Source organism: Flavobacterium reichenbachii (assembly GCF_002217435.1).
GTDB lineage: Bacteria > Bacteroidota > Bacteroidia > Flavobacteriales > Flavobacteriaceae > Flavobacterium > Flavobacterium reichenbachii.
Genome location: NZ_MUHF01000027.1, coordinates 1 through 22,940, shown reverse-complemented (window position 1 = coordinate 22,940; position 22,940 = coordinate 1). Strand labels below are relative to the sequence as shown.

22 protein-coding genes are annotated in these 22,940 nt (G+C 33.5%); 6 read left to right on the top strand and 16 right to left on the bottom strand.

Features of this window, described 5'->3' with window-relative positions; all coding sequences use genetic code 11:
• Nucleotides 1-3: 3 nt before the first annotated feature.
• From B0A68_RS20690 to B0A68_RS20675, 4 genes are all read right to left on the bottom strand, one after another.
• Nucleotides 4-243, bottom strand: a complete 240-nt coding sequence (locus B0A68_RS20690) for a hypothetical protein (protein WP_035680501.1) — start codon at nucleotides 241-243, stop codon at nucleotides 4-6.
• Between the two features lie 197 nt (nucleotides 244-440).
• The gene (locus B0A68_RS20685) at nucleotides 441-1,007 is read right to left on the bottom strand and encodes a hypothetical protein (RefSeq protein ID WP_123947534.1); all 567 of its coding nucleotides are present in this window, start codon (nucleotides 1,005-1,007) and stop codon (nucleotides 441-443) included.
• Between the two features lie 24 nt (nucleotides 1,008-1,031).
• Entirely contained in the window at nucleotides 1,032-1,403 is a 372-nt protein-coding gene (locus tag B0A68_RS20680) for a YbbC/YhhH family protein (protein ID WP_051892427.1), read from the bottom strand.
• 10 nt (nucleotides 1,404-1,413) lie between these two features.
• Nucleotides 1,414-1,710: a hypothetical protein gene (locus tag B0A68_RS20675; RefSeq protein ID WP_035680508.1), complete on the bottom strand. Its 297-nt coding sequence runs from the start codon at nucleotides 1,708-1,710 to the stop codon at nucleotides 1,414-1,416.
• A gap of 291 nt (nucleotides 1,711-2,001) precedes the next feature.
• Between B0A68_RS20675 and B0A68_RS20670 the strand changes: the two genes are divergently transcribed.
• Nucleotides 2,002-2,589: a DUF4142 domain-containing protein gene (locus B0A68_RS20670; protein WP_035680510.1), complete on the top strand. Its 588-nt coding sequence runs from the start codon at nucleotides 2,002-2,004 to the stop codon at nucleotides 2,587-2,589.
• Between the two features lie 99 nt (nucleotides 2,590-2,688).
• Here B0A68_RS20670 and B0A68_RS20665 read toward each other — a convergent pair whose 3' ends face one another.
• Together B0A68_RS20665 and B0A68_RS20660 are read right to left on the bottom strand one after the other, a co-directional pair.
• Nucleotides 2,689-3,096, bottom strand: a complete 408-nt coding sequence (locus B0A68_RS20665; protein WP_035680514.1) for an AraC family ligand binding domain-containing protein — start codon at nucleotides 3,094-3,096, stop codon at nucleotides 2,689-2,691.
• 239 nt (nucleotides 3,097-3,335) lie between these two features.
• Nucleotides 3,336-4,208, bottom strand: coding sequence for a helix-turn-helix domain-containing protein (locus B0A68_RS20660; RefSeq protein ID WP_035680517.1), 873 nt, complete (start codon nucleotides 4,206-4,208; stop codon nucleotides 3,336-3,338).
• Between the two features lie 110 nt (nucleotides 4,209-4,318).
• On the opposite strand from B0A68_RS20660, the gene B0A68_RS20655 reads away from it, so the two are divergent.
• A complete protein-coding gene (locus B0A68_RS20655; RefSeq protein WP_035680520.1) occupies nucleotides 4,319-4,906 on the top strand; it encodes a Crp/Fnr family transcriptional regulator in 588 nt (195 codons plus the stop codon).
• A gap of 100 nt (nucleotides 4,907-5,006) precedes the next feature.
• Complete coding sequence (locus B0A68_RS20650; protein WP_035680523.1) at nucleotides 5,007-5,987, top strand: SMP-30/gluconolactonase/LRE family protein; 981 nt, start codon at nucleotides 5,007-5,009, stop codon at nucleotides 5,985-5,987.
• Between the two features lie 101 nt (nucleotides 5,988-6,088).
• On the opposite strand, the gene galA is transcribed toward B0A68_RS20650, so the two are convergent.
• Nucleotides 6,089-8,908 carry a beta-galactosidase GalA gene (galA, locus tag B0A68_RS20645; protein WP_035680525.1) on the bottom strand — a complete coding sequence of 940 codons (2,820 nt, stop codon included), beginning with the start codon at nucleotides 8,906-8,908 and terminating at the stop codon, nucleotides 6,089-6,091.
• Nucleotides 8,909-9,114: 206 nt separating this feature from the next.
• On the opposite strand from galA, the gene B0A68_RS20640 reads away from it, so the two are divergent.
• The gene (locus B0A68_RS20640; protein ID WP_035680527.1) at nucleotides 9,115-9,498 is read left to right on the top strand and encodes a hypothetical protein; all 384 of its coding nucleotides are present in this window, start codon (nucleotides 9,115-9,117) and stop codon (nucleotides 9,496-9,498) included.
• Nucleotides 9,499-9,665: 167 nt separating this feature from the next.
• Here the strand turns inward: B0A68_RS20640 and B0A68_RS20635 are convergent, their stop codons facing one another.
• The 4 genes from B0A68_RS20635 to B0A68_RS20620 all read right to left on the bottom strand — a co-directional run bounded on the left by B0A68_RS20635 (nucleotide 9,666) and on the right by B0A68_RS20620 (nucleotide 12,254).
• Nucleotides 9,666-10,757, bottom strand: coding sequence for a hypothetical protein (locus tag B0A68_RS20635; RefSeq protein WP_035680529.1), 1,092 nt, complete (start codon nucleotides 10,755-10,757; stop codon nucleotides 9,666-9,668).
• Nucleotides 10,758-10,863: 106 nt separating this feature from the next.
• A complete protein-coding gene (locus B0A68_RS20630; RefSeq protein ID WP_035680531.1) occupies nucleotides 10,864-11,337 on the bottom strand; it encodes a hypothetical protein in 474 nt (157 codons plus the stop codon).
• 55 nt (nucleotides 11,338-11,392) lie between these two features.
• Nucleotides 11,393-11,752 carry a hypothetical protein gene (locus B0A68_RS20625; protein WP_035680534.1) on the bottom strand — a complete coding sequence of 120 codons (360 nt, stop codon included), beginning with the start codon at nucleotides 11,750-11,752 and terminating at the stop codon, nucleotides 11,393-11,395.
• Between the two features lie 10 nt (nucleotides 11,753-11,762).
• Nucleotides 11,763-12,254 (bottom strand): TlpA family protein disulfide reductase, encoded by a 492-nt coding sequence (locus B0A68_RS20620; protein WP_035680537.1) that lies wholly within the window; start codon nucleotides 12,252-12,254, stop codon nucleotides 11,763-11,765.
• 303 nt (nucleotides 12,255-12,557) lie between these two features.
• Here B0A68_RS20620 and B0A68_RS20615 point away from each other — a divergent pair, with 303 nt between their 5' ends.
• Nucleotides 12,558-12,860: an ArsR/SmtB family transcription factor gene (locus B0A68_RS20615; RefSeq protein WP_035680540.1), complete on the top strand. Its 303-nt coding sequence runs from the start codon at nucleotides 12,558-12,560 to the stop codon at nucleotides 12,858-12,860.
• Nucleotides 12,861-12,867: 7 nt separating this feature from the next.
• Nucleotides 12,868-13,974 (top strand): NADH:flavin oxidoreductase, encoded by a 1,107-nt coding sequence (locus tag B0A68_RS20610; protein WP_035680542.1) that lies wholly within the window; start codon nucleotides 12,868-12,870, stop codon nucleotides 13,972-13,974.
• A 251-nt stretch (nucleotides 13,975-14,225) separates the two neighbouring features.
• Here B0A68_RS20610 and B0A68_RS20605 read toward each other — a convergent pair whose 3' ends face one another.
• From B0A68_RS20605 to B0A68_RS20585, 5 genes are all read right to left on the bottom strand, one after another.
• Nucleotides 14,226-15,353, bottom strand: a complete 1,128-nt coding sequence (locus tag B0A68_RS20605) for an acyltransferase family protein (RefSeq protein WP_035680543.1) — start codon at nucleotides 15,351-15,353, stop codon at nucleotides 14,226-14,228.
• A gap of 126 nt (nucleotides 15,354-15,479) precedes the next feature.
• The gene (locus tag B0A68_RS20600; protein WP_035680546.1) at nucleotides 15,480-16,127 is read right to left on the bottom strand and encodes a DUF1349 domain-containing protein; all 648 of its coding nucleotides are present in this window, start codon (nucleotides 16,125-16,127) and stop codon (nucleotides 15,480-15,482) included.
• Between the two features lie 128 nt (nucleotides 16,128-16,255).
• Nucleotides 16,256-18,472, bottom strand: coding sequence for a glycoside hydrolase family 3 C-terminal domain-containing protein (locus tag B0A68_RS20595; protein ID WP_035680548.1), 2,217 nt, complete (start codon nucleotides 18,470-18,472; stop codon nucleotides 16,256-16,258).
• A gap of 206 nt (nucleotides 18,473-18,678) precedes the next feature.
• The gene (locus tag B0A68_RS20590; RefSeq protein WP_035680551.1) at nucleotides 18,679-20,322 is read right to left on the bottom strand and encodes a DUF6377 domain-containing protein; all 1,644 of its coding nucleotides are present in this window, start codon (nucleotides 20,320-20,322) and stop codon (nucleotides 18,679-18,681) included.
• A gap of 86 nt (nucleotides 20,323-20,408) precedes the next feature.
• Nucleotides 20,409-22,670 carry an acyl-CoA dehydrogenase family protein gene (locus B0A68_RS20585; protein ID WP_035680554.1) on the bottom strand — a complete coding sequence of 754 codons (2,262 nt, stop codon included), beginning with the start codon at nucleotides 22,668-22,670 and terminating at the stop codon, nucleotides 20,409-20,411.
• Between the last annotated feature and the right edge of the window lie 270 nt (nucleotides 22,671-22,940).

Sequence of the window (22,940 nt, the reverse complement as noted above, 5' to 3'; positions counted from 1 at the left end):
TATTTATTTATTTTGTAATGATTTAATTAGGTTTTTTTTATTCATGTAAGAACGTCCCGGAATACCTGCTTTTCTAGCTTCCTCATACAATTCTTCTTTTGTCCAAAGATCATATGGTTTATTCTTTTGTCCTTTTTCTGCTGTATCTGATGATTTTACAATTACATCAGACTTCGCTTTTTTATATCCCTCTTTCAAAAGTCCTTTGTACTGACTCTCGGTTCTTATTGATGAATTTTGCATGATTCGTGATTTATCTTAGATTTAAATTGTTTGGTGTAAATCAAAGTTCCCTCAAAAATCCAAGAATTTTGTTACATAATTACAACTGGAAATTCTATAATTAACTCTATCAATTAATTGGGTTACAGGCATAAAAAAACCCAATTCGTCGAATTGGGTTTTTAGGTTATTATTTTATGTTTATTGGTACATCAGAATTACCATTCTGGAGTTAAACAAGAAATAAGATGTCCGTCTTTGGTTGCTCCAATATAACCATGGCCTTTTAAATAATAAAAATTAAAGTGACCATAATTCATCACAGCATCAATTACCAACAAATTTTTATATTCGCAGTAAGGCGTCCTCAATACTCCATTATAAGATATAATTTTATAAGTAGTTTTACCGTCTGCTAATTTCCAATTTTTGTTTTCCTTGAAATTTTCATCAAATCTGATATCATCTCTTTTTAATTCCTCATCATATTGATACACCACTCCGTTTTCCTCTCTGCAATAAAGTAAAACAATACTTTTATCTTCCCATTCCTGTTTAATTTCGACATAAGTTTTTCCGTTTATTACTTTAGTACCTTCTCTGGTTTCCCAGTAAAAAGACTTAGACCATAATATTTTTTTCTTAAACTCATAAGACAGCGGAAAGTATTTTCCATCTTTTAATTCGTCACAAAACTTATGGCCTTCTCCCATTTGCGAATAAGAGATACAGGTAAAAAAGATGAACAAGAAAGGTAATATGGTAAAAGTATTTTTAGATTTCATTTATGATTTGATTTTAAATTAATTTTATTTTCCATGAATTATTCTCAAGACTCTGGAATTTCGAGCATCAATTATAATTAAAAAAGTGCCTCCAAATGAAAGATGCATCAGCGTTCCTCTGATTACCCAATAATTTTTAATTAAATAAACTTCATAAGGTTTTTGATCTTCTATATGCGATTTGCCATAAATTTCGAATAGAATTGGTTCTGATACTGCTATGGCGGTTTTTTTGTCCTTAATTATAAATTCTTTGTTGTCTACAAAATTGTTGTCTTGGGGGTTTGCTAATGTTTCCTGAAGTTCTTGTACTGCATACTCTTTTCCTAATTTTGAATGTGTAACTTCATTACAGCTTATTAGAGTAAAAGATAAAATTATTGCTATTTTCTTCATATTATTTGTACTAAATCCAGCTCATACTGATAAAAACTTTATTCCCGTCTATTATTACTTCTCCTCCCAAGGAATTATTTTCACCGGGATGAACTTGATATATTTTTGTCTTTCCTTTAATTTGCGGATTATTATTTTTCAGCCTTTTACTTAATAGAATCCATTTTTCAATTTCGTATTTTGAACTTGTAAATTCAATTTTGTACTGTTGGGTAAAAGCGCTGCCGTATTTTCTAATGCTAATTATTTCTGAATCTTTTGGAAATTGTTTAAGTCCTCCCCACCAGCAAAACAGATTGAATTGCATTTTCTTTCTGCCACGGCATAACAAAACTTGAGAAAAAATTTAGATACACAAAAAACGCCAGTACAAACAAAACGGCATAGATTATTTTAATAATTTTCATATTGATTGCATCGTAATTATTGAAATTTGGCTTGTCAAATTCTTTTAGGCTAATATAGAATTAATTTTTATCCCATAGTATTATTCAGTCTATTCCTGCATCTAAATCCTATAACATTATTTTAAAATGCTGTAAAATAATCATCTACATTCTAAATAATTTTACATTATAACATTAAAACCATACAAATCATGAAAAAGTTATTATTAGCCGGAAAAGCTGCTTTAGGAGCATTACTTATTATTATCTCTTTAAATTCTTGTAAAAACGAAACAAAACAGGAAGATCCAAAAGAAGTTGCAGAAGACAATAACGAAGTAAAATTTGACTCTGTTGATGATAAAGAAGACGATGCTGAATTTGTAGTTGATATCGCTGAAATAAATTTAGCTGAAATTGAATTAGGAAAATTGGCTCAGTCAAAAGGTACAAATCCTGAAGTGAAAAAATTTGGTAAAATGATAGTAGACGATCATACAAAATTAGCTTCTGAGGTAAGTGCTTTGGCAAAAACAAAAAACTACTCGCTTCCTGCTTCTTTAACTGACGAAGGTAAAGACGAATACAATAAATTAAACGAAAAGTCTGGTGCTGATTTCGATAAAAAATTCGCTGATATGATGGTGGATGGACACGAAAAAGCAATAGACAAATTGCAAAAAACAGCTGACAAAGCAACTGATCAAGATCTTAAACTTTGGGCTTCTAATAATATCGCAGGATTGACCGCGCATTTAGAACACGCCAAGTTGCTTAAAGAAAGCTTAAACAAAAAATAAATTTAATTGGTTATTATTTATTTTTAAAACCCCTTTAAGAGTTGAATTGCTTAAGGGGGTTTGTTTTTTTTACCACTGCTGTATCTTACTTATTATAATTTAAGATTTAGTATAATTATAATATTCCTCATCTGTTACACTTTCAAGCCAGATTCCGTGTCCTTTATCAATTTCTGTGCTTATAGAAATGTGCGAATAGGAACTGTACGGAGTTGCTCCATACCAATGTTCAACGCCCGGCAGAACAGTAATAACCTGACCCTTTTTAATTAGATTTACCGCTCCTCCTCTTTCTTGATAATATCCATCTCCGTTTGTAGCAATGATTAATTGCAGGCTTGCATTGCTGTGCCAGTTAGATCTTGATCCAGGCTCAAATGCAACATCCTTGATGATTGTATTTTCGGGATGTATATCACTGGTTTGTTTTTTATAAAAAACATCTCCTGTCATATACGTATTCGGAATTTTACCTTCTTCAGTAACTGTTGTGTATTTTGCTGACATAAAATTAGTTATTAAATTAAGTTAGTTTTTATTTAAAATTTATTTGAGTAATACCTTTTGCCTTAAATGTTATAAAGCTATTTATTGCTGATACTAAACCAAGCTGCGAATCTGCTTATGAAGTTATTTTAGCCGGCAATAAATCTGATATAAGATGAATTATCTGAGTGCAAATTTACAGCAGTAAACAGGATCAGAAATAATGAAATTCAAACAAAAAATTATGATTTTCAAACAATTTACATTCTTAACGATTTCGGAATCGTTCCTGTAAGCCTTTTGAAGTAATTATTAAAATAACTCGGATACTCAAATCCTAACGAAAATCCTATATCTGCAACGCTCCAATCGGTATGCTGCAATAAAGCTTTTGCTTCGCCTATAATTCTCTCGCTAATATGCGCTGTTGTAGATTTTCCACTGATTTCTTTTACCGAACGATTCAGGTGATTTACGTGAACAGCAAGGTTTTGTGCATAATCCTGAGGCGTTTTTAGTTTTAAAGGCTGGTCTTTGGTCTCAATAGGAAATTGTCTTTCGAGAAGATCTAAAAATAAAGAGGTAATTCTGGAAGAAGCATTTTTATGTCTGAAGAAATTTTCTGAAGGCTGCATCTTCATCGATTCATGAATAATCAGATTGATATAATTTCGCATTAAATCATCTTTAAAAACATAATCGGTATCCTGCTCCACAATCATTTTCTGAAACAAAGAAGTTATAAAAGTCTTTTGCTCAGCCGATAAATAAAATATCGGCGTGCCGCTTATCTTAAACAACGGACATTCATGAAGACTTTCTGAACGATCATTTACCCTTAAAAATTCCTCTGTAAAAACACACGCAAACCCATTATAAGATTCTGAAAGAAGCTCCCAGGAATATGGAATGTGAGGATTACCAAAAAACAAGGTAGTACCGTTAGTTTCAATTCCTCTGTCTGCATAATGAATAATGCTCTCGCCGGTAATAATACTGATTTTATAGAAATCCCTGCGGTTGTAAGTGGGGATAACACTGCAGTCTGTTCCTATTTGATAGACTTTGAACCCCTTGAGTTTTAACTCAGAAGTATTAAAGTCTATTGGCTCAGAAGCATTATATTCGTTCATGGGACAAAGTTATGAAATTCAAACATAAAAAATAATTTAAATTTTAATATTTAGAATTTCACTATTAGGATTTCTTACTATTGAATTTTAAAAATCTTTATCTTTGTTGAATGGGAGACGTACTACCGGTCATACATTATATAGAACGATATGTAGATTTATCAGATGAAGAAAAAAATCATCTCGCTTCTTTTTTGAAAATTACCAAGGTCAAAAAAAGACAATTTATTGTACAGCCCGGTTTTGTATGCAGCCATAAAAGTTATGTGGTAAAAGGCGCTTTTAGAGGGTATCTGGTAGATAAAGAAGGCAGAGAACATACTTTGTCTTTTGCGATAGAAGACTGGTGGATTTCTGATTACAGCAGTCTCATTTATCAGGAACCTGCAACTTTGTTTGTAGAAGCCCTTGAAGATTCTGTTCTTATTCAAATTACATACGAAGACGAACAAAAGTTTCTGGCAGATATTCCGAAACTCGAAAAATTTGAGCGCATTATAACCCAGCGTTCGTTAGCTTTTCAGCAAAAAAGATTATTATCAAATTTTACCAAAACAGCCGAAGAACGCTACGACGAATTTATGAGCAAATATGCTGCAATTGCAAAACGCGTTCCTCAATATGCGCTGGCTTCTTATTTGGGTTTCAGTACCGAATATTTAAGCAAAATACGCAACGGCAAAACATCAAAAAGTTAAACCAGTTCAACCTTATTTCCTAAACCAGTTCATTTTTATTTTTCTTATTCTGTCCCAGATTTGCAGTGTCAATACTGACAAATAATTTAAAAAAATAAAAATGAAAAAGATCATCTTAATTACAGCACTTTCAATTCTGTTCATAGCTTGCGACAGCGAAAAAAAATCGGGTAACACCTCAGCTTCTTTTCAAAGTAAATACACCATTACTGATATTGGTCTTTATCCTGAAGGAATTGATTACGATTCTAAAAATGAAAAATTCCTGTTTAGTTCCTTATATAAGGGAGCTGTTTATACAATGAATGCAAATGGTCAGGCCACCGTTTTTGCTACAAGCGGTAAACTGGTTTTACCAACCGGAATTTATACTGATGAACTCAGAAACCGCTTAATAGTCGCTAATGCCGATTTGGGTATTTCTCAGAGAAGTACTGCAGCAAGCGCCGGAAGTATTGCATCAGTAAGCATTTTCAATCTTACATCTGGTGAATTAATCAAAGAAATTGATTTGAAAAATTTTACACCAAATGCAGGATCTTGTTTAAATGATATCGCGGTAGATGCCAAAGGAAATATTTACATTACCGATTCATTTTCTCCAAATATTTATAAGATTGATGAAAATTATATTCCCTCTTTATTTTTAACCAATGTCTTGTTTCAGCCTGCTCCCAATCAATTTGGTTTAAACGGAATTGTCTTTCATCCTGATGGTTATTTACTGGCTGTAAAAACAGATGATTCGAAGTTGTTTAAAATATCACTTTCTAATCCTGCGGCTATTACTACCGTTACCGGAACTACATTCAGCGCTCCCGATGGTATTGAATTCGACAAAAACAATAATTTAGTATTGGTAGAAAATGGACTTGGTCTGGGCAAAACCTATACTTTATCAAGCACAAATAAATGGATAAGTGCTTCAAAAATAAGCGAAACCAATATAGGAAAAGAAGATTTTCCAACAACCGCAGCTTTGGCTTCTGATGGAAATGTTTATGTAGTCAATTCTAAATTGGGTAAATTATTGGCAGGAGATAAAACACAATCCAGTTATACTATTCAAAGGATTGAGTAATTTTTTGTTTCAGGTTTCAGGTTTCAGGTTTCAGGTTGTTTTACTGCAAAGTAAACCCGACAGTTTTAAAAACCTGTCGGGTTTAAAAATAAAATTTGAAACTAATTTTTAATAATTAATTTTCCAGTTCGTAATCCTTTGCCAGAAGCAGTTAAGAGAACTTCAGCTGTATTTTCATCTTTTTGAATAATGATCTGGGCGTATCCATTAAAAAGCTTTCTTTTCCAAGATTCAGCCGGAGTAATAACCTGAATAATTCCGGGATCTGTATTCATTACATCCCAGTCTTTTATTTTTTGTAAAGGTGTTGCAGCAATATAAATTGAGTTTTTACCTTCTTTTAAAATTGCCGGATTCAAAGCATATTTTTGAGGGTCCTCTGCGCTTGGTTCAATTTTATTTCCGTTAATAAAAACGACAGTTTCTACTCCGATTTTCTTATAAAAGAAACTAATAACATTTGACGGTGAAACATTATTTAAATCAAATTCTCCTCTATAAATATAAGACGGTGCTTGTTTTTTATAATCACGATCTTTAAAAGCTTCTCTCCACTCCTTTTCTTCATAATTTGAAAGTTGTTGAGGAAGAGCATTTGTTCCTTTTTGTTCCTGCAGATTTGTTATTGCAACCAAAGAAACAGCATCAATAAACTGATCTTTTTCTAACGAAGTCGGATCGCCGTTTCCTACACCTAAAATTTTTCCTCCTTTTATAGAAAATGTAATTTCATCATTGTCCGTTGGCACATGCAGATCATTTTTATCCAGAGTTTCAACCGTTACAACTGAAACTTTCCCAGAATAGTTTTCTTTATCGACAGATAAATTTATGCTTTCTGATTTTCCTGTAGTTTTCTGGATTTCTGTCAATATTTTTTTGCCATTTTTATAACCGACTGCTTTCAGAGTTCCCGGTTTATAATTTACTTTCCATTCCAGATGTCCGTTTTGTTCCATTTTCTTTTTGCCAAAACTCTTATTGTTTAAGAAAAGCTCCACTTCATCACAATTCGAATACGCCCAAACCTCAATTTCTTTTCCTTCCGAGCCAGTCCAGTTCCAATGCGGAAGCAAATGCAAAACAGGTTCATTTCCCCACCATGATTTTAAATAATATACATTGTCTTTCGGGAAGCCGCATACATCCATCATTCCGAAATAAGACGTAACCGAAGGCCAGCCATACGGAGTTGGTTCACCGCGATAATCAAAACCTGTCCAGATAAACATTCCGGCCAGATAAGGTCTTTCGGCATAAAATTTCCATCCTTCTTCAATACTGTAAAAAGTCGGACGCGGTTTTTTATCGTAAGCACTTTGATACTGTTTTGCTTCATCAGTAAAATAAACACCTCGCGTTGCAAAAGTAGAACCTTCCTCTGTTCCCATTCCCGGCTGCTGTTTAAATTGATTTCTATGCGCATCGATATCACCGTTTCCGAGATAATTGTAACCCATAATTTCTACAACCGACGAAATACCACTTTTAAAACCACTGCTTATTCCTACCGTAACTGGTCGTGTAGAATCTATACTTTTTGCAAAATGCTGCATTACATTTGTAATTCTCTCACCTGCAATACCGCCTTCAATATTCCATTCTTCATTACCTACAGACCAGCAGAAAATACTTGGATGATTGCGGTCCCGTTCAATCATTCGTTTTAAATCATTGAGATGATAATCGTTAATTCCCATTAATCGCGTTTCGTCAATTACCAGCATTCCGAGTTTATCGCAGGCATCAAGCAATTCCGGTGTTGGCGGATGGTGCGAACAACGGTAGGCATTGGAACCCATTTCTTTTAATTTCTTAATTCTGTAATATTGAATATCATCTGGCAGCGCCGTACCAATTCCCGCATGATCCTGATGATTGTTTGTTCCTTTAAGTTTTAATGGTTTTCCATTCAAAAAGAAACCTTTTTCTGCATCAAACCGCATAGATCTGATTCCGAAAGTTGTTTTGTAAACATCAATATTTTTTCCATCTTGCACCACCTCAGTAATCAATTCGTATAAATCAGGAGTCTCAATACTCCATAAAAAAATTGGCTTATCGGGTTTAATTTTTACAAGATGTTTTGTTGTTTTATAAAAATCCGGTGCTGCAAACTGCTCCGAAAGTTGTGTATATTCTACTCCATTTTTATCAACAATTGTTTGTACAACTTTAATCGGACCTTTATAATTCCCTTTGTTTTCTAGTGTGGTTTCTATAGTTATTTCTGCAGTATTATTTTCTATCACTGTGGTCACATAAGTTCCATTTTGAACAATATGAATCGGATTTGTTTTCTGCAGATAAACGTGCCTGTAAATTCCGGCTCCTTCATAAAACCAGCCTTCTTCCATAGAAGCATCAACGCGGACAACAATTGTGTTTTCGCCTCCATAATTTACATATGCCGTAACATCATATTCAAATCCGTTATAACCGCTTTCTTGTGTTCCCAGAAAATGCCCGTTAAAAAACACTTTTGAATTTCTAAATACACCATCAAATTTTAGAGAAATAATTCGTCCCAGATCCTTTTCTGTAATATTGATCTTCTTTCTGTACCAGCCAATGCTTTTCTCAGGAAAATTTTTACCCGAAGTTTTAAATCCGTGGCTGAAACTTCCGTTTTTGCTAAAAGGCTGTTCTACTGCCCAATCGTGCGGTAAATCCAGTTTTCTCCAGGCACGATCGTCAAATCCCGGAGCTGCGGGACCATCGCCAAATCCGGTTTTGGTTAAATAGGAAAAATAACCTTCGGCATGACCAAAATCTTTTTGAGTGTCGTACAAATGACCAAAAGAAAATCGCCAGTCTTTATCCAGCAGTATCAATTCTCTCACCGGTTTTTGTGCAAATGCAAAACTGGACACTAAAAAAATAAACGAGAGCAATAATTTTTTGGTAAAAATAGTTTTCATAAATGTGGTGGTAGTTAGAAGGATAAAATTAAAGCTTTTAATGAAAAAATATTAATAGTATTTTATCAAAACCTAATTACTATGCCGTAAAAATAGAGAAGAAAACACGTTTTAAAATTTAGAATCATTCTATGCGGTTTAAATTTTAAAATTCAATCTCTTTTGATGTAACTTTATATTAAAATATAATAAAAAAGACAATTATCATGAGTGCTATTATTAATGAAAATAGACTTCATAGCACATTTAAAACTATTGATCATAAGATAAACCAACTTAATGATCAAAAGATCAATGCTTTTTTTGAATCTCTCGGATTACTAGAAAGAGATGATATCCCAAAGGATTTTTTAAAATGGGAAAACATTCTTATTGTAGTTCCGGATCGTCATGTTTCTCAGGAATTAAAATACTATAAGTATACTATTTCGAGAATTTCATTTGTTACCAATCCATATTCGGACGGAATACATATTTACGATTTAAAAGAATGGAAGAATGTTACGAGAAATAAAACACAATTCCAGATTAGAGAAATGATGAAAACGAGTTTTGGAGGCGTTAAAAAGGCAAGTACAGAAGAAGAATAATTAAAAAAAAGTCCATTATAATGGACTTTTTTTGTTTAAGGTTTTCTTTGTTTCAGGTTGATATGCTTTGCCTTTAATTTAACCGCACAGATCGCAAAGGTTAACACAATGAACGCAAAGTTTTGCAAAACTTGAAACCTGAAACTTGAAACAAAAAACTTAAAATATTATTTTAATCTAATCAATTCTATTTTTCCATAAACTGCACCAAGTGCCTCAAAAACTTCATCTTGATTTTCGATTGTTGCCCAACCTTTCTGAGAAAGTTCATTTCTAACTTCAACTTCAGATTTTCCTTTTATAAAATGGTACGTACTGAAATCTAAAACTTCAACGGGAATTCTCTCAAGCTGATAAGTGGTTACAACAGAAAGTACTCGTAAAAATGCAACATAATAGGTTAAAACTAATTGAAGAATCCAGCTTATTATCATCCCAATCCATCCTGTATTTAAAGTTTTTATTGTCAAACCTTCTTCAAGCCTGATTTTTAAAAATTCAAAAAAACTGATTCTCTCATAATTATTTTCACTTAAAATAATTTCCATTTGAAAATATTGATTTGAAAGGTATGTCAAAAATACCATTCCCATTAAAAGATACTGAATTTTAGGTATTTCTGTAAAATTGGACAATTTGATTACATGTTTCAATAAAAGAGAGATTGCAATTCCAACTAAAACCTCATAAACTCCAATAAAATATATAAAATGTACTGAAAGTTCTGCTACTATAAAACCAAGCAATAACGAGATAAACAAACCTCCAATTAGTAAAATTGAAAAATTTTTCTTTTTTACTTCGTTGGGCTGTGGTAAATCTTCTGGAACTATATAATCGTCCCAATTATTTTTCTTTTCAGTTTCCCTTTCAAGTTCGTTTAATGCTTCTTTATCAAATTCAGCTTCAGTTTCCTTAAAAGCATAAATAAATAATCTTGCTCTTTTAGAATTACGCCCATTATCCCAAATTTCACTCCCTAACGATTCGCTTTTTACTTCAACATTTCCGTGATTATACGTTATCGTAACTGTTTCAGTGTATTGATCAAGTCCAAATGAGCTTACTTTTCTTTTTGCCTCGATTGAGTTTTCGTTTTTATAGACGATATCCCAATCTAATTTTGAAATTGTTTTTTCAGCGATAGGAATAAAAACTGTTTTACTCAATGCGGTACGAAATTCTTCTGTAAATTTTGGTGAAGCGAAACTATGTTTTTTCTTAATTGTCTTTTCGTAAATTTTTAAATTCTCTTCCATTTATTTTTTTGATGACTTTGTTTAGAATTATTTTTCTAAAGGTTTGTTTCAGGTTTTCTTTGTTTCAGGTTTCAGGTTTCAGGTTAGAAATTCCAGATTGATTTTCTTATTCTATTATCTCAAAAATCCTTAAAAATTTTTGCTCTAATTTTTTCTTTTTTCTATTCTCTTTCCATCTGGAATAAAAAGCCATAAAAAGTAAAAACAAGTTGACAATTGTAGAAGCTCTTCGTAAACCTTTTCCAAAAAAAAGAAAAAATAAATTAATCGCAACAATTAAAACTATTGGAAAATATTCCACCCAAATCGACTGAAATTTACTGTTTGGTTCAACTATGTAATCTAATTTAAGTAAATTATCAACACTTTTATATTTTCCTTTTACAACAAAAATTGTTGGTGATAGTTCTGAATTTAGGGTTAAACGAAAATCAGTATCATCAAAATGACCATAAAAAGGCTTTGATCCTCCAAATCTAGGAAATAATCTAAACGTACTTAATTTTACTTTTACAGAACCAATTTCTATATTGTTATTTAATCTCGCTCTGAATTCTGTTATACTGAGTTTTGATTTCATTTTACTTTAAAATATTGTTTTTTAAAATTGCCTTATTTTAAAGTCAATGTTGTTTTTATTTATAAATTTCTTTCTTTATACAATCAATATTCAATGAGACTCCACTTTCTCCCAATCTTTTCGTTTCTTGCGGATTAAATGACATTGAGCATTGTTTTTCATATTCATAAAAAAGCCAAATAGTTACATCTTCTTGATAAATATTTAAATCCTTAAGTTTTTCGAAGTTTGGTTCCAGCAAATTTAAAAACGCATTTATATAATCAAAATACTCATCTTCTTCATAAGTTACAACTTGATAAGTCCATATTTCAAAACCTTCTTCTTCATTAGGATTTACACCTAATAAATTAGTTATCTTTTGATAAACTTCAAAAGAGCCATTGGTACCTATACATAAATTGTGAAATTTCATTTAATGATATTTACTTAACCAACAAGCCGTTAACCATATCTTCCAAAGCTTTTCCGTGAATGTTTTTTGCTAAGATAATTCCGTTTTTATCCAACAGAAAATTAAGCGGCACCGATTGCAGCATATAATCTCCAATCACCGGAGATTTCCAATATTTCAAATCGCTTACATTTGTCCAAGGTAATTTTGCTTTTGCGATTGCACCCGTCCAAAGCGGTTTCTTCGTATCCATAGAAACTCCGTAAATCGAAAATTTATCCAGATAAGTATTGTGCAGTTTTATTAATCCAGGCTGTTCTTTAATGCAGGGTCCGCACCAGGAAGCCCAAAAATCAACCAAAACAATTGAGCCTCTTAAAGACGACAGCGCAATCATATTTCCTTTTGCATCAGGAAGATCAATTTCTGGTGCAATATCACCAACATCTGTTCCTACAACCTGAGCTTGTGAACTCGTAATTATGCAAAATAAAAATCCTAAAATAAGTACAGTTTTCTTCATAGTATGATTAAGTTATTTATTGGGGCTTGCTTAAAATCTTGCTGTTTTTTCATTTTTTATCATTTTAATGAAGTAGAATCAAATTCAAAATCCTCAAAGAAGATCATAAATATATATCTATCTGCTAATATGATTTCTTCTTCGTAAAAATGACGTGTTTGTGTTAAACTCTGCAAGATTAATACAAAGCAAATATAAATTTTCTTTACTAAAATCTTCTACTTTTTACCTCCTGCATCTTAATTTTTTGCTAAAAAAATTTCTTTAAATTGGTATATCGGGAAAAGTCGATATATTTGCAGCATGGAAGCTATAGAAATATTTAAAGCATTGTCCAATAAGTCCAGATTGCAAATGCTGGAATGGCTCAAAGAACCCGAAATTAACTTTCCGGATCAACTCCAGCATGCAGGATTTGAACATGGAGTTTGTGTTGGGCAGATTCAGGCCAAAGCCGGCTTAACACAATCGACAGTTTCTGAATACTTGTCTATTTTACAACGTGCTGGTTTCATCGAAGCAAAACGTGTTGGCCAATGGACTTACTATAAACGCAACGAAGGTGCCTTTGAAGCACTCAGTAAATTAATTCAATCAAATTTGTAAAATTACTATGAGTACAAACAACCTGTTTTCGCCATTTAACTTAAAAACGTTAAATCTTAAAAACCGAATCGTAATGGCGCCAATGACGCGCTCATTTTCTCCAAACGGAGTTCCAACCGAAGATGTAGCAGCTTACTACGAAAAAAGAGCTGCAGGAGAAGTTGGATTAATATTGTCTGAAGGAACTGTTATCGACAGAAAATCTTCTTCTAATGATGCTAATGTACCGCATTTTCACGGAGATTTAGCTCTAAACGGATGGAAGAAAGTAATTGACGAAGTTCACGCTGCGGGCGGACAAATGGGACCGCAGATCTGGCATATGGGAATTATGGATAATCACCATTCTGGGTGGGTTCCTCCCGTTCCTTTTGAAGGTCCTTCTGGATTAAACAGACCTGATTTTAGAAACGGAATTGCGATGTCTGAAAAAGATATTGAAGATACTATTATTGCTTTTGGAAAAGCTGCTGCTGATGCAAAAAGATTAGGTTTTGATACAATCGAAATTCACGGTGCCCATGGTTATTTAATTGACCAGTTTTTTAGAGCTGAAACTAATTTACGTGAAGATATTTACGGCGGAAAAACATTACCGGAACGTAACCGTTTTGCTATTGAAGTGGTAAAAGAAATTAGAAAACAAGTGGGAAATGATTTTGCTGTTATTATGCGCTTTTCTCAATTTAAACCTTCTGATTACAATTATAAACTGGCAAAAAATCCGCAGGAATTAGAAGCTTGGCTTACTCCTCTTGTAGATGCCGGAGTTGATATTATACATGCTTCACAACGCAGATTCTGGGAACCTGAATTTGAAGATTCTGATTTGAATTTTGCAGGATGGGCTAAAAAAGTAACTGGAGCGCCAACAATTACAGTTGGTTCTGTTGGGCTTTCTGGTGATTTCTTTGGTGCATTTGCCGGAGAAAGTTCACAACCAACTTCTTTAGAAGAATTAAACAGACGTTTTGACAGAGGCGATTTTGATTTGGTTGCCGTTGGAAGACCTCTATTATCTGACCCGAACTGGGCAGCTAAAATTAAAGCAGGAAAAACAGATGAGCTAAAAGGCTTTACCAAAGAAGCGTTAGCAGAATTGGTTTTAGAATAAATTTTAAGGCTCTGAGAGACAAAGGTTCAAAGTGACTGAGGTTTTCTCCGATTGAACTAAATACAAAAGGGATGAAACTTTTATAGTTTCATCCCTTTTTTTTAATATCATTTCAAAGGAGCAGAGGTTTTTCTTTGATTGTCTTATTTATTTAAGGTTCAGAGTGGCAAAGGTTCAAAGGAACAAAGGTTTTTTCCTTCAACCTCTGAACCTTTGTTCCTCTGAACCTTTGCCCTTTTGCCCCTTTGAACCTACAAAGAAACTTTTCTTTTTTGAAATTTATTCTGAAGCCATCTGCGTACAGGTTCATCGTACAATTTCAAACATAAGTAAGCCAATACAATACTCGCCAATAAAACTCCGATTCCCTGTAGATAACCATTTTCCATCGATACTTTATTATCTACAACCCAAACTGTAAACCAATAAATAAGCGGATAATGGGTAATATAAATCGGATATGAAATATCTCCTAAAACCTTGCAGATTTTTAGCGAAAACGGATTTTTAATCTCTCCTCCTGCTCCAATTGAAACAATCAGCGGAAATAAAAGAATAATACAAACCGATTCGTAAATACCATTCATCCATAAACTGTTCTCATCTCCAATTCTTGGAACGCACAAAATAATAGTGATAAATAAACTGCAAACCCAAAAAGCTCCTTTTATATGAATTAGTTTTCCTAAACGGGAAAGCAAAACTCCGGCAAAGAAGGGATATAATAAACGGGTAAAACCAACATTAAGCTGTTCCAGATTAAGAGACCAACCGCCAATAACATCACCTTTTGGTCCAAAAACAGTATAATTGATTAACATTCCGGCAAATAGTAAAACAAATATTCCCATTACTTTTTTTGAAAATCTCCTGAAGATTAAAGCATATAAAATGTTTGCTATATATTCGAAAAATAATGACCACGCGGGACCGTTTAACGGATGCATTTCGCCCCAGCCTCTAATTTCTGTTGACGGCGTGAGCGGAATTAAAGTAAATCCGATGAACATAACCAAAATTAATTTCCAAACCGGCATTGTGGCAATCTGCGGAAATAAAATATCTGAAGCCTGAAAATAATAAAATGCCGCACCGATAATCATTCCCATAATTACCATGGGCTGCAATCGAATTAAACGTCGTTTGTAAAATTCCCATTGCGTAAGTTGACCCCAGCGATCATCGTAAGCATAAGCGACTACAAATCCGGATAAAAGAAAAAAGAAATCAACGGCAAGATAACCGTGATTGATAATTTGTACAAATCGGTTGCCGCCGGCAAAGGCTTCGAAAATGTGAAATGCAACTACTATAATTGCCGCAACACCGCGTAAGCCGTCTAAAATTTCATAATGTTTTTTTGGTTTAATTTCGGTCATGGTTAAATTAGAAGGTTAGTTTAAATTAGAATTTGGTTTAATTAAGACTTATAATTTTAGATTATGATATCGTATTTAACTACAATCAAAGCGATTTAGCTATAAATTAATTTATAACTAAAATGATTACTGATGATTTTTAAGCCATTCTGCACGACGTTGATCTGGTAAATGTTTAACAGAAAAGTTTTCAAATTTTGCTTCAAAACCTTTGCCGTCTGGAGAAGCTGCCATTAAGCCAACCATTACTGGCGTATTATCCTGCAGTGGAGCATTTCTGGTCATGATATACGTTTTATCATCATAGGAAAAAAATACTTCGACTGCGTCTAATCTTCTTACCACTTTTATCCAAATATATGGCGGTGCTTTTTCCAAAGTTGTTACGCTCCAATCGCTTTTGTCGTGAGTTACTACGGTACTAATGTTGAATTTACCGTCTACAAACTCCACTCCTGTTTTGATGTAATTTTTTTCGTCAACACGAATCATCAATCCCATTTGATCAAAACGAGCGATATAATTTCCCGTCAGTTTTACTTTTGCTTCAAACTCACCTCCGTAATTGGCGTAATAAAAAGGTGCATCATCCACTGTAAAGCCGTAATGCGAAATTCTCCAATAATCGCTGTTTGCAGTTACATTCATGATTAAAGCATTGTTTTTAATTTCCCATTTTTCAGGTTCATTAAACCATTGCATTTTATTGAGACTTTGAGCCGAAAGATTTTGAATTAAAAAAAACACGGCTGTAAATAGTACTATTCGTTTCATAAAAATTTATTGTTTATAGATGAAAACTTCTAACATCTATTATTTTACATTCAATTTAAAATATAAAGCAAAGCTGCAATGATAAAAATTGCAGCTTTACAAACCAACCAATTTAGAAATATAAAAACTTATTTAAGTGAGAAATTCACTTTAGATTTTATGTCTGTAGAAGAAGCTCCAATAATTGCTTCAAAATCACCTGGTTCAGCAACCCATTCGTGTTTTTTATCATCAAAGAAACTCAAAGCTGTTTTGTCAATTGTAAAAGTGACTGTTTTTTCTTCTCCCGCTTTAAGCGAAATTTTCTCAAATCCTTTTAATTCTTTTATCGGACGAGGCAGTGATGATTTTAAATCGCTAATATAAAGCTGTACAACTTCTGAACCTTCGCGACTTCCTGTATTTTTTACAGAAACTGAAAATGTGATTTTATCTCCTGCATTAATTTGTTTTTTATCGGCAGTAACTTTTCCATAAGCAAAAGTAGTGTAGCTTAATCCGTGTCCAAAAGAAAACAACGGTTTTACTTTCTGTTTGTCTGCCCAGCGGTAACCTACAAAAATTCCTTCGTTGTATTTTACTTCATCTCCTCCAGGAAACTCTCCTAAAGCGTGAGCACCGTTATCAGCCAGTTTTACAGGGAAAGTAAAAGAAAGTTTTCCAGACGGATTTACATCTCCAACCAAAACATTTGCCAATGCGTTTCCTGCTTCTGTACCTAAAAACCATCCCTGAACAATTCCCGGAACTTCTTTAATCCACGGCATTGCTACAGCATTTCCTGAAATATTAATGAAAACAATATTTTTATTTACTTTCGCCAATTCGCTGATCAATTTATCCTGACCGTATGGCAATCCCAGTTCTTTACGATCATGTCCTTCATCATCCTGATTTTCACTTTTATTCAAACCTCCAATAAAAAGCACAATATCAGCATCTTTAGCTGCTTTTAAAGCTTCTGCAGTTAACTCAGCCTGAGAACGTTTTTCTTCCAGACTTACTTTTGCAATAACTCCGTTATAATTACTTGTTGGATCTCCAACATAACCACGAGCATAGACTATTTCTGCCTGATTGCCAATCTTTTTCTTTAAACCTTCAAGAGGTGTAATTTCGTATCTTGCTTTAAGAGAAGAACTTCCTCCTCCAACAGTCATCATTTTGATTGCATTTTCGCCAATTACAGCAATTTTTTTAGTTTTAGAAAGATTGATTGGAAGAACGTTATTATTGTTTTGCAGCAATACGATTCCTTCTTCAGCAATTTTACGGCCTGCAATCGCATGTTCTTCTGTTCCAAAAGATCCAAAAGGACGATTTCTGTCCATTGTAGTCAAGAAAGACAAACGCAGCACGCGACGTACTTTTTCATCTAATTCTTTTGTTCCAATTTCGCCTTTTCTAATCATTTCAGAGTAAGGTTTTGCCAGATAATAGTTATCGTAAGCGTTGCTTGTTCCCCAAGAAAGTCCGTTTGTCCAAGAACCAAATTCCATATCCAAACCATTATGAATAGATTGTTTGGTATCGTTTACTCCTCCCCAGTCTGAAACCACAACACCTTTAAAACCCCATTCTCCGCGAAGAATATCGTTTAATAAATATTCGTTGTGGCAGCATTGCTGACCTTTGTATTTATTGTAAGATCCCATAATCGACCATACATCACCTTCCTGAACTGCAGCTTTAAAAGCCGGAAGATAAATTTCGTACAACGCACGATCGTCAACAATTACGTTTACCGAATTACGGTTTGTTTCCTGATTGTTTAATGCAAAATGCTTCACACAGGCTGCAACTCCATTGGACTGAACTCCTTTAATATAAGGAACGACCATTTTTGAAGCCAAAAACGGGTCTTCTCCCATGTATTCAAAGTTACGTCCGTTTAGCGGACTTCTGTAAATATTAACTCCAGGTCCTAATAATACATTTTTATTTCTGTAACGTGCTTCTTCTCCAATAGATTTACCATATAAAGAAGCTAATTCTTTGTTCCAGGTAGAAGAAAGTGCCGTAAGCGCCGGAAAAGCAATACAAGAATCGTTTGTCCATCCTGCCTGATCCCACTCGTCCCATTTTACTTCGGTACGAATTCCGTGCGGTCCGTCGGTCATCCAGTTTTCTGGAATTCCAAGACGTTTTACACCGGGAGAACTAAATTTAGACTGCGCGTGAATAATGGCAATTTTCTCTTCGGTTGTCATTCGCTTAAGCGCATCTTCCACACGTTCGTCCATTGGTTTTTTATCATCTAGATAAACCGGAAGTTTGCTCTGTGCATTTATTCCAAAAGAGCTCAGCAAAAGTAAAACAACAATTGTTTTAACGTTTTTAAACATAATAAGTAATTTATTAAAGCATTAATTTACAACAAAGGTACTAGTGGTCAAAAGTACCTTTTAATAATATTGTAAAACTAAAACGTTATAGTTCACGTTAGATTTTTAAACGTAAAAAAGTAGTGACTTAAAAAATTAAAATACTAATTTACAGTATTTTAAATAAAAATAAAAGCTAAAAAAAGTAGTGATTTTGAAATTATTTTTTACTTATTTGACGAAAAAGTGCCAATTTTTATAACCATTTCTTCAAAATCATTTCGTGAAACTGCCGCTTTATTTCGTGCCCTTGTGCGGTAATTGTAAATTGTGCTTAAAGAATATCTTAAAAACGCCGCTATTTTTACGCTGTCAGTAATCCCAAGTCGGATCAAAGCAAAAATGCGAAGTTCAGTATTTAGTAATTCTCCTTGTTTTAAAACAATTTGTTCTTCCTTAATCAAAAGTGTGTTGAAGTCTTTCACGAAAGTGGGATACAAATTCAAAAAGATAATATCAAAGTTTTTATACAATTCCTCCAATTCATTATCAACCAAAGTAGTTGATTTTAAAATTTTATAAATCTCATCAAACTGTTTTGCTGCTGCTTTTTTGTTTAATATGATTCGGTAATTTTCCAGTTTATTGATATAAGTCGAACACAGGCTGAAAAAATGCGCAATGTATTCTTCCTTAACGTGATTGGATTCTGATAATTGAGAATTTGTTTCCTGCAGCTGCTGGTTGGTTTCTGTAATATCTTTATTTAACTCGGCCAATTTCTGACTGGTTTCATAAAGTTCACTTCTAATTTTTGAAACCTTTTTCATTTGGATGTAAACGTAAATAATCGCTGCAAATAAAAATGCAGAAAGCAGACTGATACACAACAGATAAAGCTGTAATTCTGTCTTACGTTTGGCTTCTTTTTCTAAATATACTGTATTTATAATCGAATAAACTTCGGACATTAAAAGCGTGCGAAACTGCACATTGCAATACAGCGCATCTTCAATTGCCGATTGTGTCAGTTTATACGCCATATCTACATCGCCGATTTCGTAAAAAACAAGAGCCAATTCCTGCAGTGAAGCATTGTCTTTATTAGCATTTTTTAAATCAGAAGAAGCAGAAAGAGCATAATATTTCTTTCTTAATTCTAATTGGTTTGTGGCTTCGTAGAGTTTACCCAAAAGATACGTAATCATTGCATATTGCGGATTATCATCTTTGGTAATTTTTAATAAACCGAGTAACTGTTTTTCGCTGTTTCCGTATTTTTTTTGAGAAATGTCCTGCTGAATTCGATTTATTTTAAAATCTAAAGTTTTAGGATCTAAAATCGTTAAGAGAGAATCCCTATACTTAATAATCTGCTCTCTATACACCTCATCATAACTATTGGCCGCATAATGCTCAAAGAATTCTCTATAAGACACATAATAATTAGGAAGCAGTGCTTTATTTAATGTTTTTTTATTGACACTTTTTAAAAGAGCTTCAGATTCCCGGTACTTTCCCGATGAGGAATAAAGTGTAACTAATTGCAATTGAGCCAAATTGAGTAAATCAATATTTTTAAGTTCATCTGCAATTTTGAGGTTCTTTTTTACATATCGAATTGCTGAATCTGAATTGAATTTTTGATATTCGAAATACAGACTTTTATTATAATTATACTCCTGCTCTTTTGTTAAGTTGTCTGATTTTATTTTTTTGAAATTTAAAATCCGCTCTTCTTTAAGTCTTACGTAATGAGGCTTGTTTTTTAAGGCATCATTTAATTTTGACAAAATAACAGCTGAACCATCCGAGGCAAAAACTGGAAAGTTGAGTAGTATAATAAAAAAAAGCAGTAATTTTTTTTTCAAAGGTGCTGAGATGCTAAGGTTCTAAGTTTTTTTTCAAGCAAAAATAAAAGATTTATTTAATCTTTTATTTTTGCTGAAGCTAATATTTAAAGTGCTGCAATTGGTGCTGCAAGACAACTTTCCGGAATATCAAATGCATTTACAAGTGCAACGGCATCTGGTCTTATGTCCCAGCAAAGCTGATTGACCATTTTACGGATTGCTTTGGTTTTTACTGCCTCCATATAACCATCTTCAAGATACCAGGCTTTGTTTTTTTCGATTTGCGAAAGTGCATATAATTGATTCAGTTTTTGCAGAATATTTTTTACCTGCTGATCTTCAATTGTTTCTATTGCTTTTTGAAATTGCTCTAAAACTACTCGCTCTAAATAAGCCTGAGAAACATCTATCATTTGATGCTGTACCACATTTACGGCATCATAAGGTTCTAAACCGCTGTCTACTAACTTTTTGATACGTCTTGCAGCCGATGCTAAAATTGTCTTTTCTCTGTGAACGAAAGCCTGAAGATGAAATTCTCCGTCCAGCAAATGCTCTTCGTCAGTTTTTCGTGTTGCAATTGGGTTCTTTTCTGAAATTGCGGTTTTGGCATTTTCATATACATAATTAATGATGCCCAGAGATCCCATTTCTCCAAATGACTTTCTAAATTCTGACAATCGGTTTTTGGCTGTAAGCTGCATTAAAACAGTATTATCACCTTCAAAAGTGGTATAAATTTCGGTGTCATTTTTTAAAGCATCGATTCGGTTTTCAGACAAATATCCTTTTCCGCCGCAAGCTTCTCGGCATTCCTGCAGAATATCTCTGGTACTCCAGGTCGAATACGATTTCATTCCTGCAGCAAGAGCTTCTATTTCCTGCATTTCGGCTTCTGTTTTATTCAAAAATCTATTGGTAAGATATTGCAGTGCAAAATGAACGGCATAGGTTTTTGCCAATGGCGGTAAGAGTCTGCGTTGATGCATTCTGTAGTTTAAAATCGGCACTTCGGCACCGCCTTCAGGACCAAACTGTCTGCGCTGGTCGCTGTATCGAATCGCAATTGTTAATCCGGATTTTGCTGCTGCTAATGCCGAACGCGGAATTCCTATTCTTCCTCCAACCAAAGTTCCTAACATGGTAAAAAATCTACGATTATCACTCGGGATCGGACTTTCGAATTCTCCTTTTTCGTTTACAGAAGCAAAACGATCGAGCATATTTTCTTTCGGAATTTTAACCTGATCAAAACTTATTGTTCCGTTATCTACACCATTTAAGCCCATTTTATGCCCGCAGTCGCCAATGGTAACGCCATCGACTACTTTTCCATTAGAATCACGTAACGGAACTACAAAAGCGTTTACACCGTAATCATGATCGTCTATAATTAATTTAGCAAAAACAGTCGCCATTTGTCCGTGAACGGCTGCGTTTCCTATATATTCTTTTTGAGCATTTTTATTGGGTGTATGAATGGTAAAAGTCTGATCATTATGATTGTATGTTGCAGTGGTTTCTAAGCCTTTTACATTAGATCCGTGGTGTGTTTCGGTCATGGCAAAACAGCCCGGAAGTTTCAGAGATCCAATATCTTTTAGGTATTTTGCATAATGTTTTTCTGTTCCTAACGATTGAACACTCATTCCCCAAAGTCCAAACTGAACGCCAAATTTAATCACTAAGCTTAAATCGTGGTAACTCAGCGTCTCCATAATTGCAAAATAGTCGGCTATGTTTTCGCCTCCTCCATATTGCTTTGGATACGCCATATTTCCGAGATTTTCATCGGCCAGGATTTTGCACCACTTGTAAACAGTTTCTCTGAAAACATGAATATCGGTAGAAGTTTCGTAAGCAAATTCGGGTCTGGAAATTACCGATTTTACTTTTTTTATTATTGCTGCTTCTCTGCCGTCTAATAGTGCTGTTATTTTTTGAATATCAAAATTAGAAGTAGTCTGCGAATTGGCTGTAAAAGAATTGGCTTTGGTTTTAAAGTTCTGAATTACTTCTTCGCCTAAAATTCCAAGATCATTTTCTAACTGTAAAAAGTCAGATTCTGATACATAAATGTCTGAATCTTTTTCTGAAAGTGCTCCGGCAAGTTCAAAAACGCTTTTTATAAAAGGTTTGTTTTGAATGATTTTCTCAATATCCGATTTCCATTGCGCAAGTTCATTTCGCGAAGGCGGATTAGAAATATCTATTTTTGATAAAAGAAAATCCTGATCTTCAACAGAAATTCCGGTTTTGGAAACAATAAATTCTTTTAAAGTAGCAAACTCTTTCTGGGTTAAATGATCGTCTGACCACACTAAATAAAATAAAGGAATAAAGGCTTGAAGTTTAGTATTTTTCATAAAATATAAATCTATTTTGGGTATGGAATCTTTTCTTTTTATTTTTCTGTTTTGAGCAAAAAAAAACAGGAATGAAAAATACTCATTCCTGCTGTATAAACCTGTTAAGATTCTCGTAATTTTATAATTTTAAACCAATAAAAAATATCAAAATTACTTTTAAAGAGATTCTTTAGACGACAGATTATATTTTTGTTTGACCGCGATAAAGTGATGTGAATTAAAAACCAAAACTGCGATAAAAATAATACTGTAAGCTGCAATCTGCAA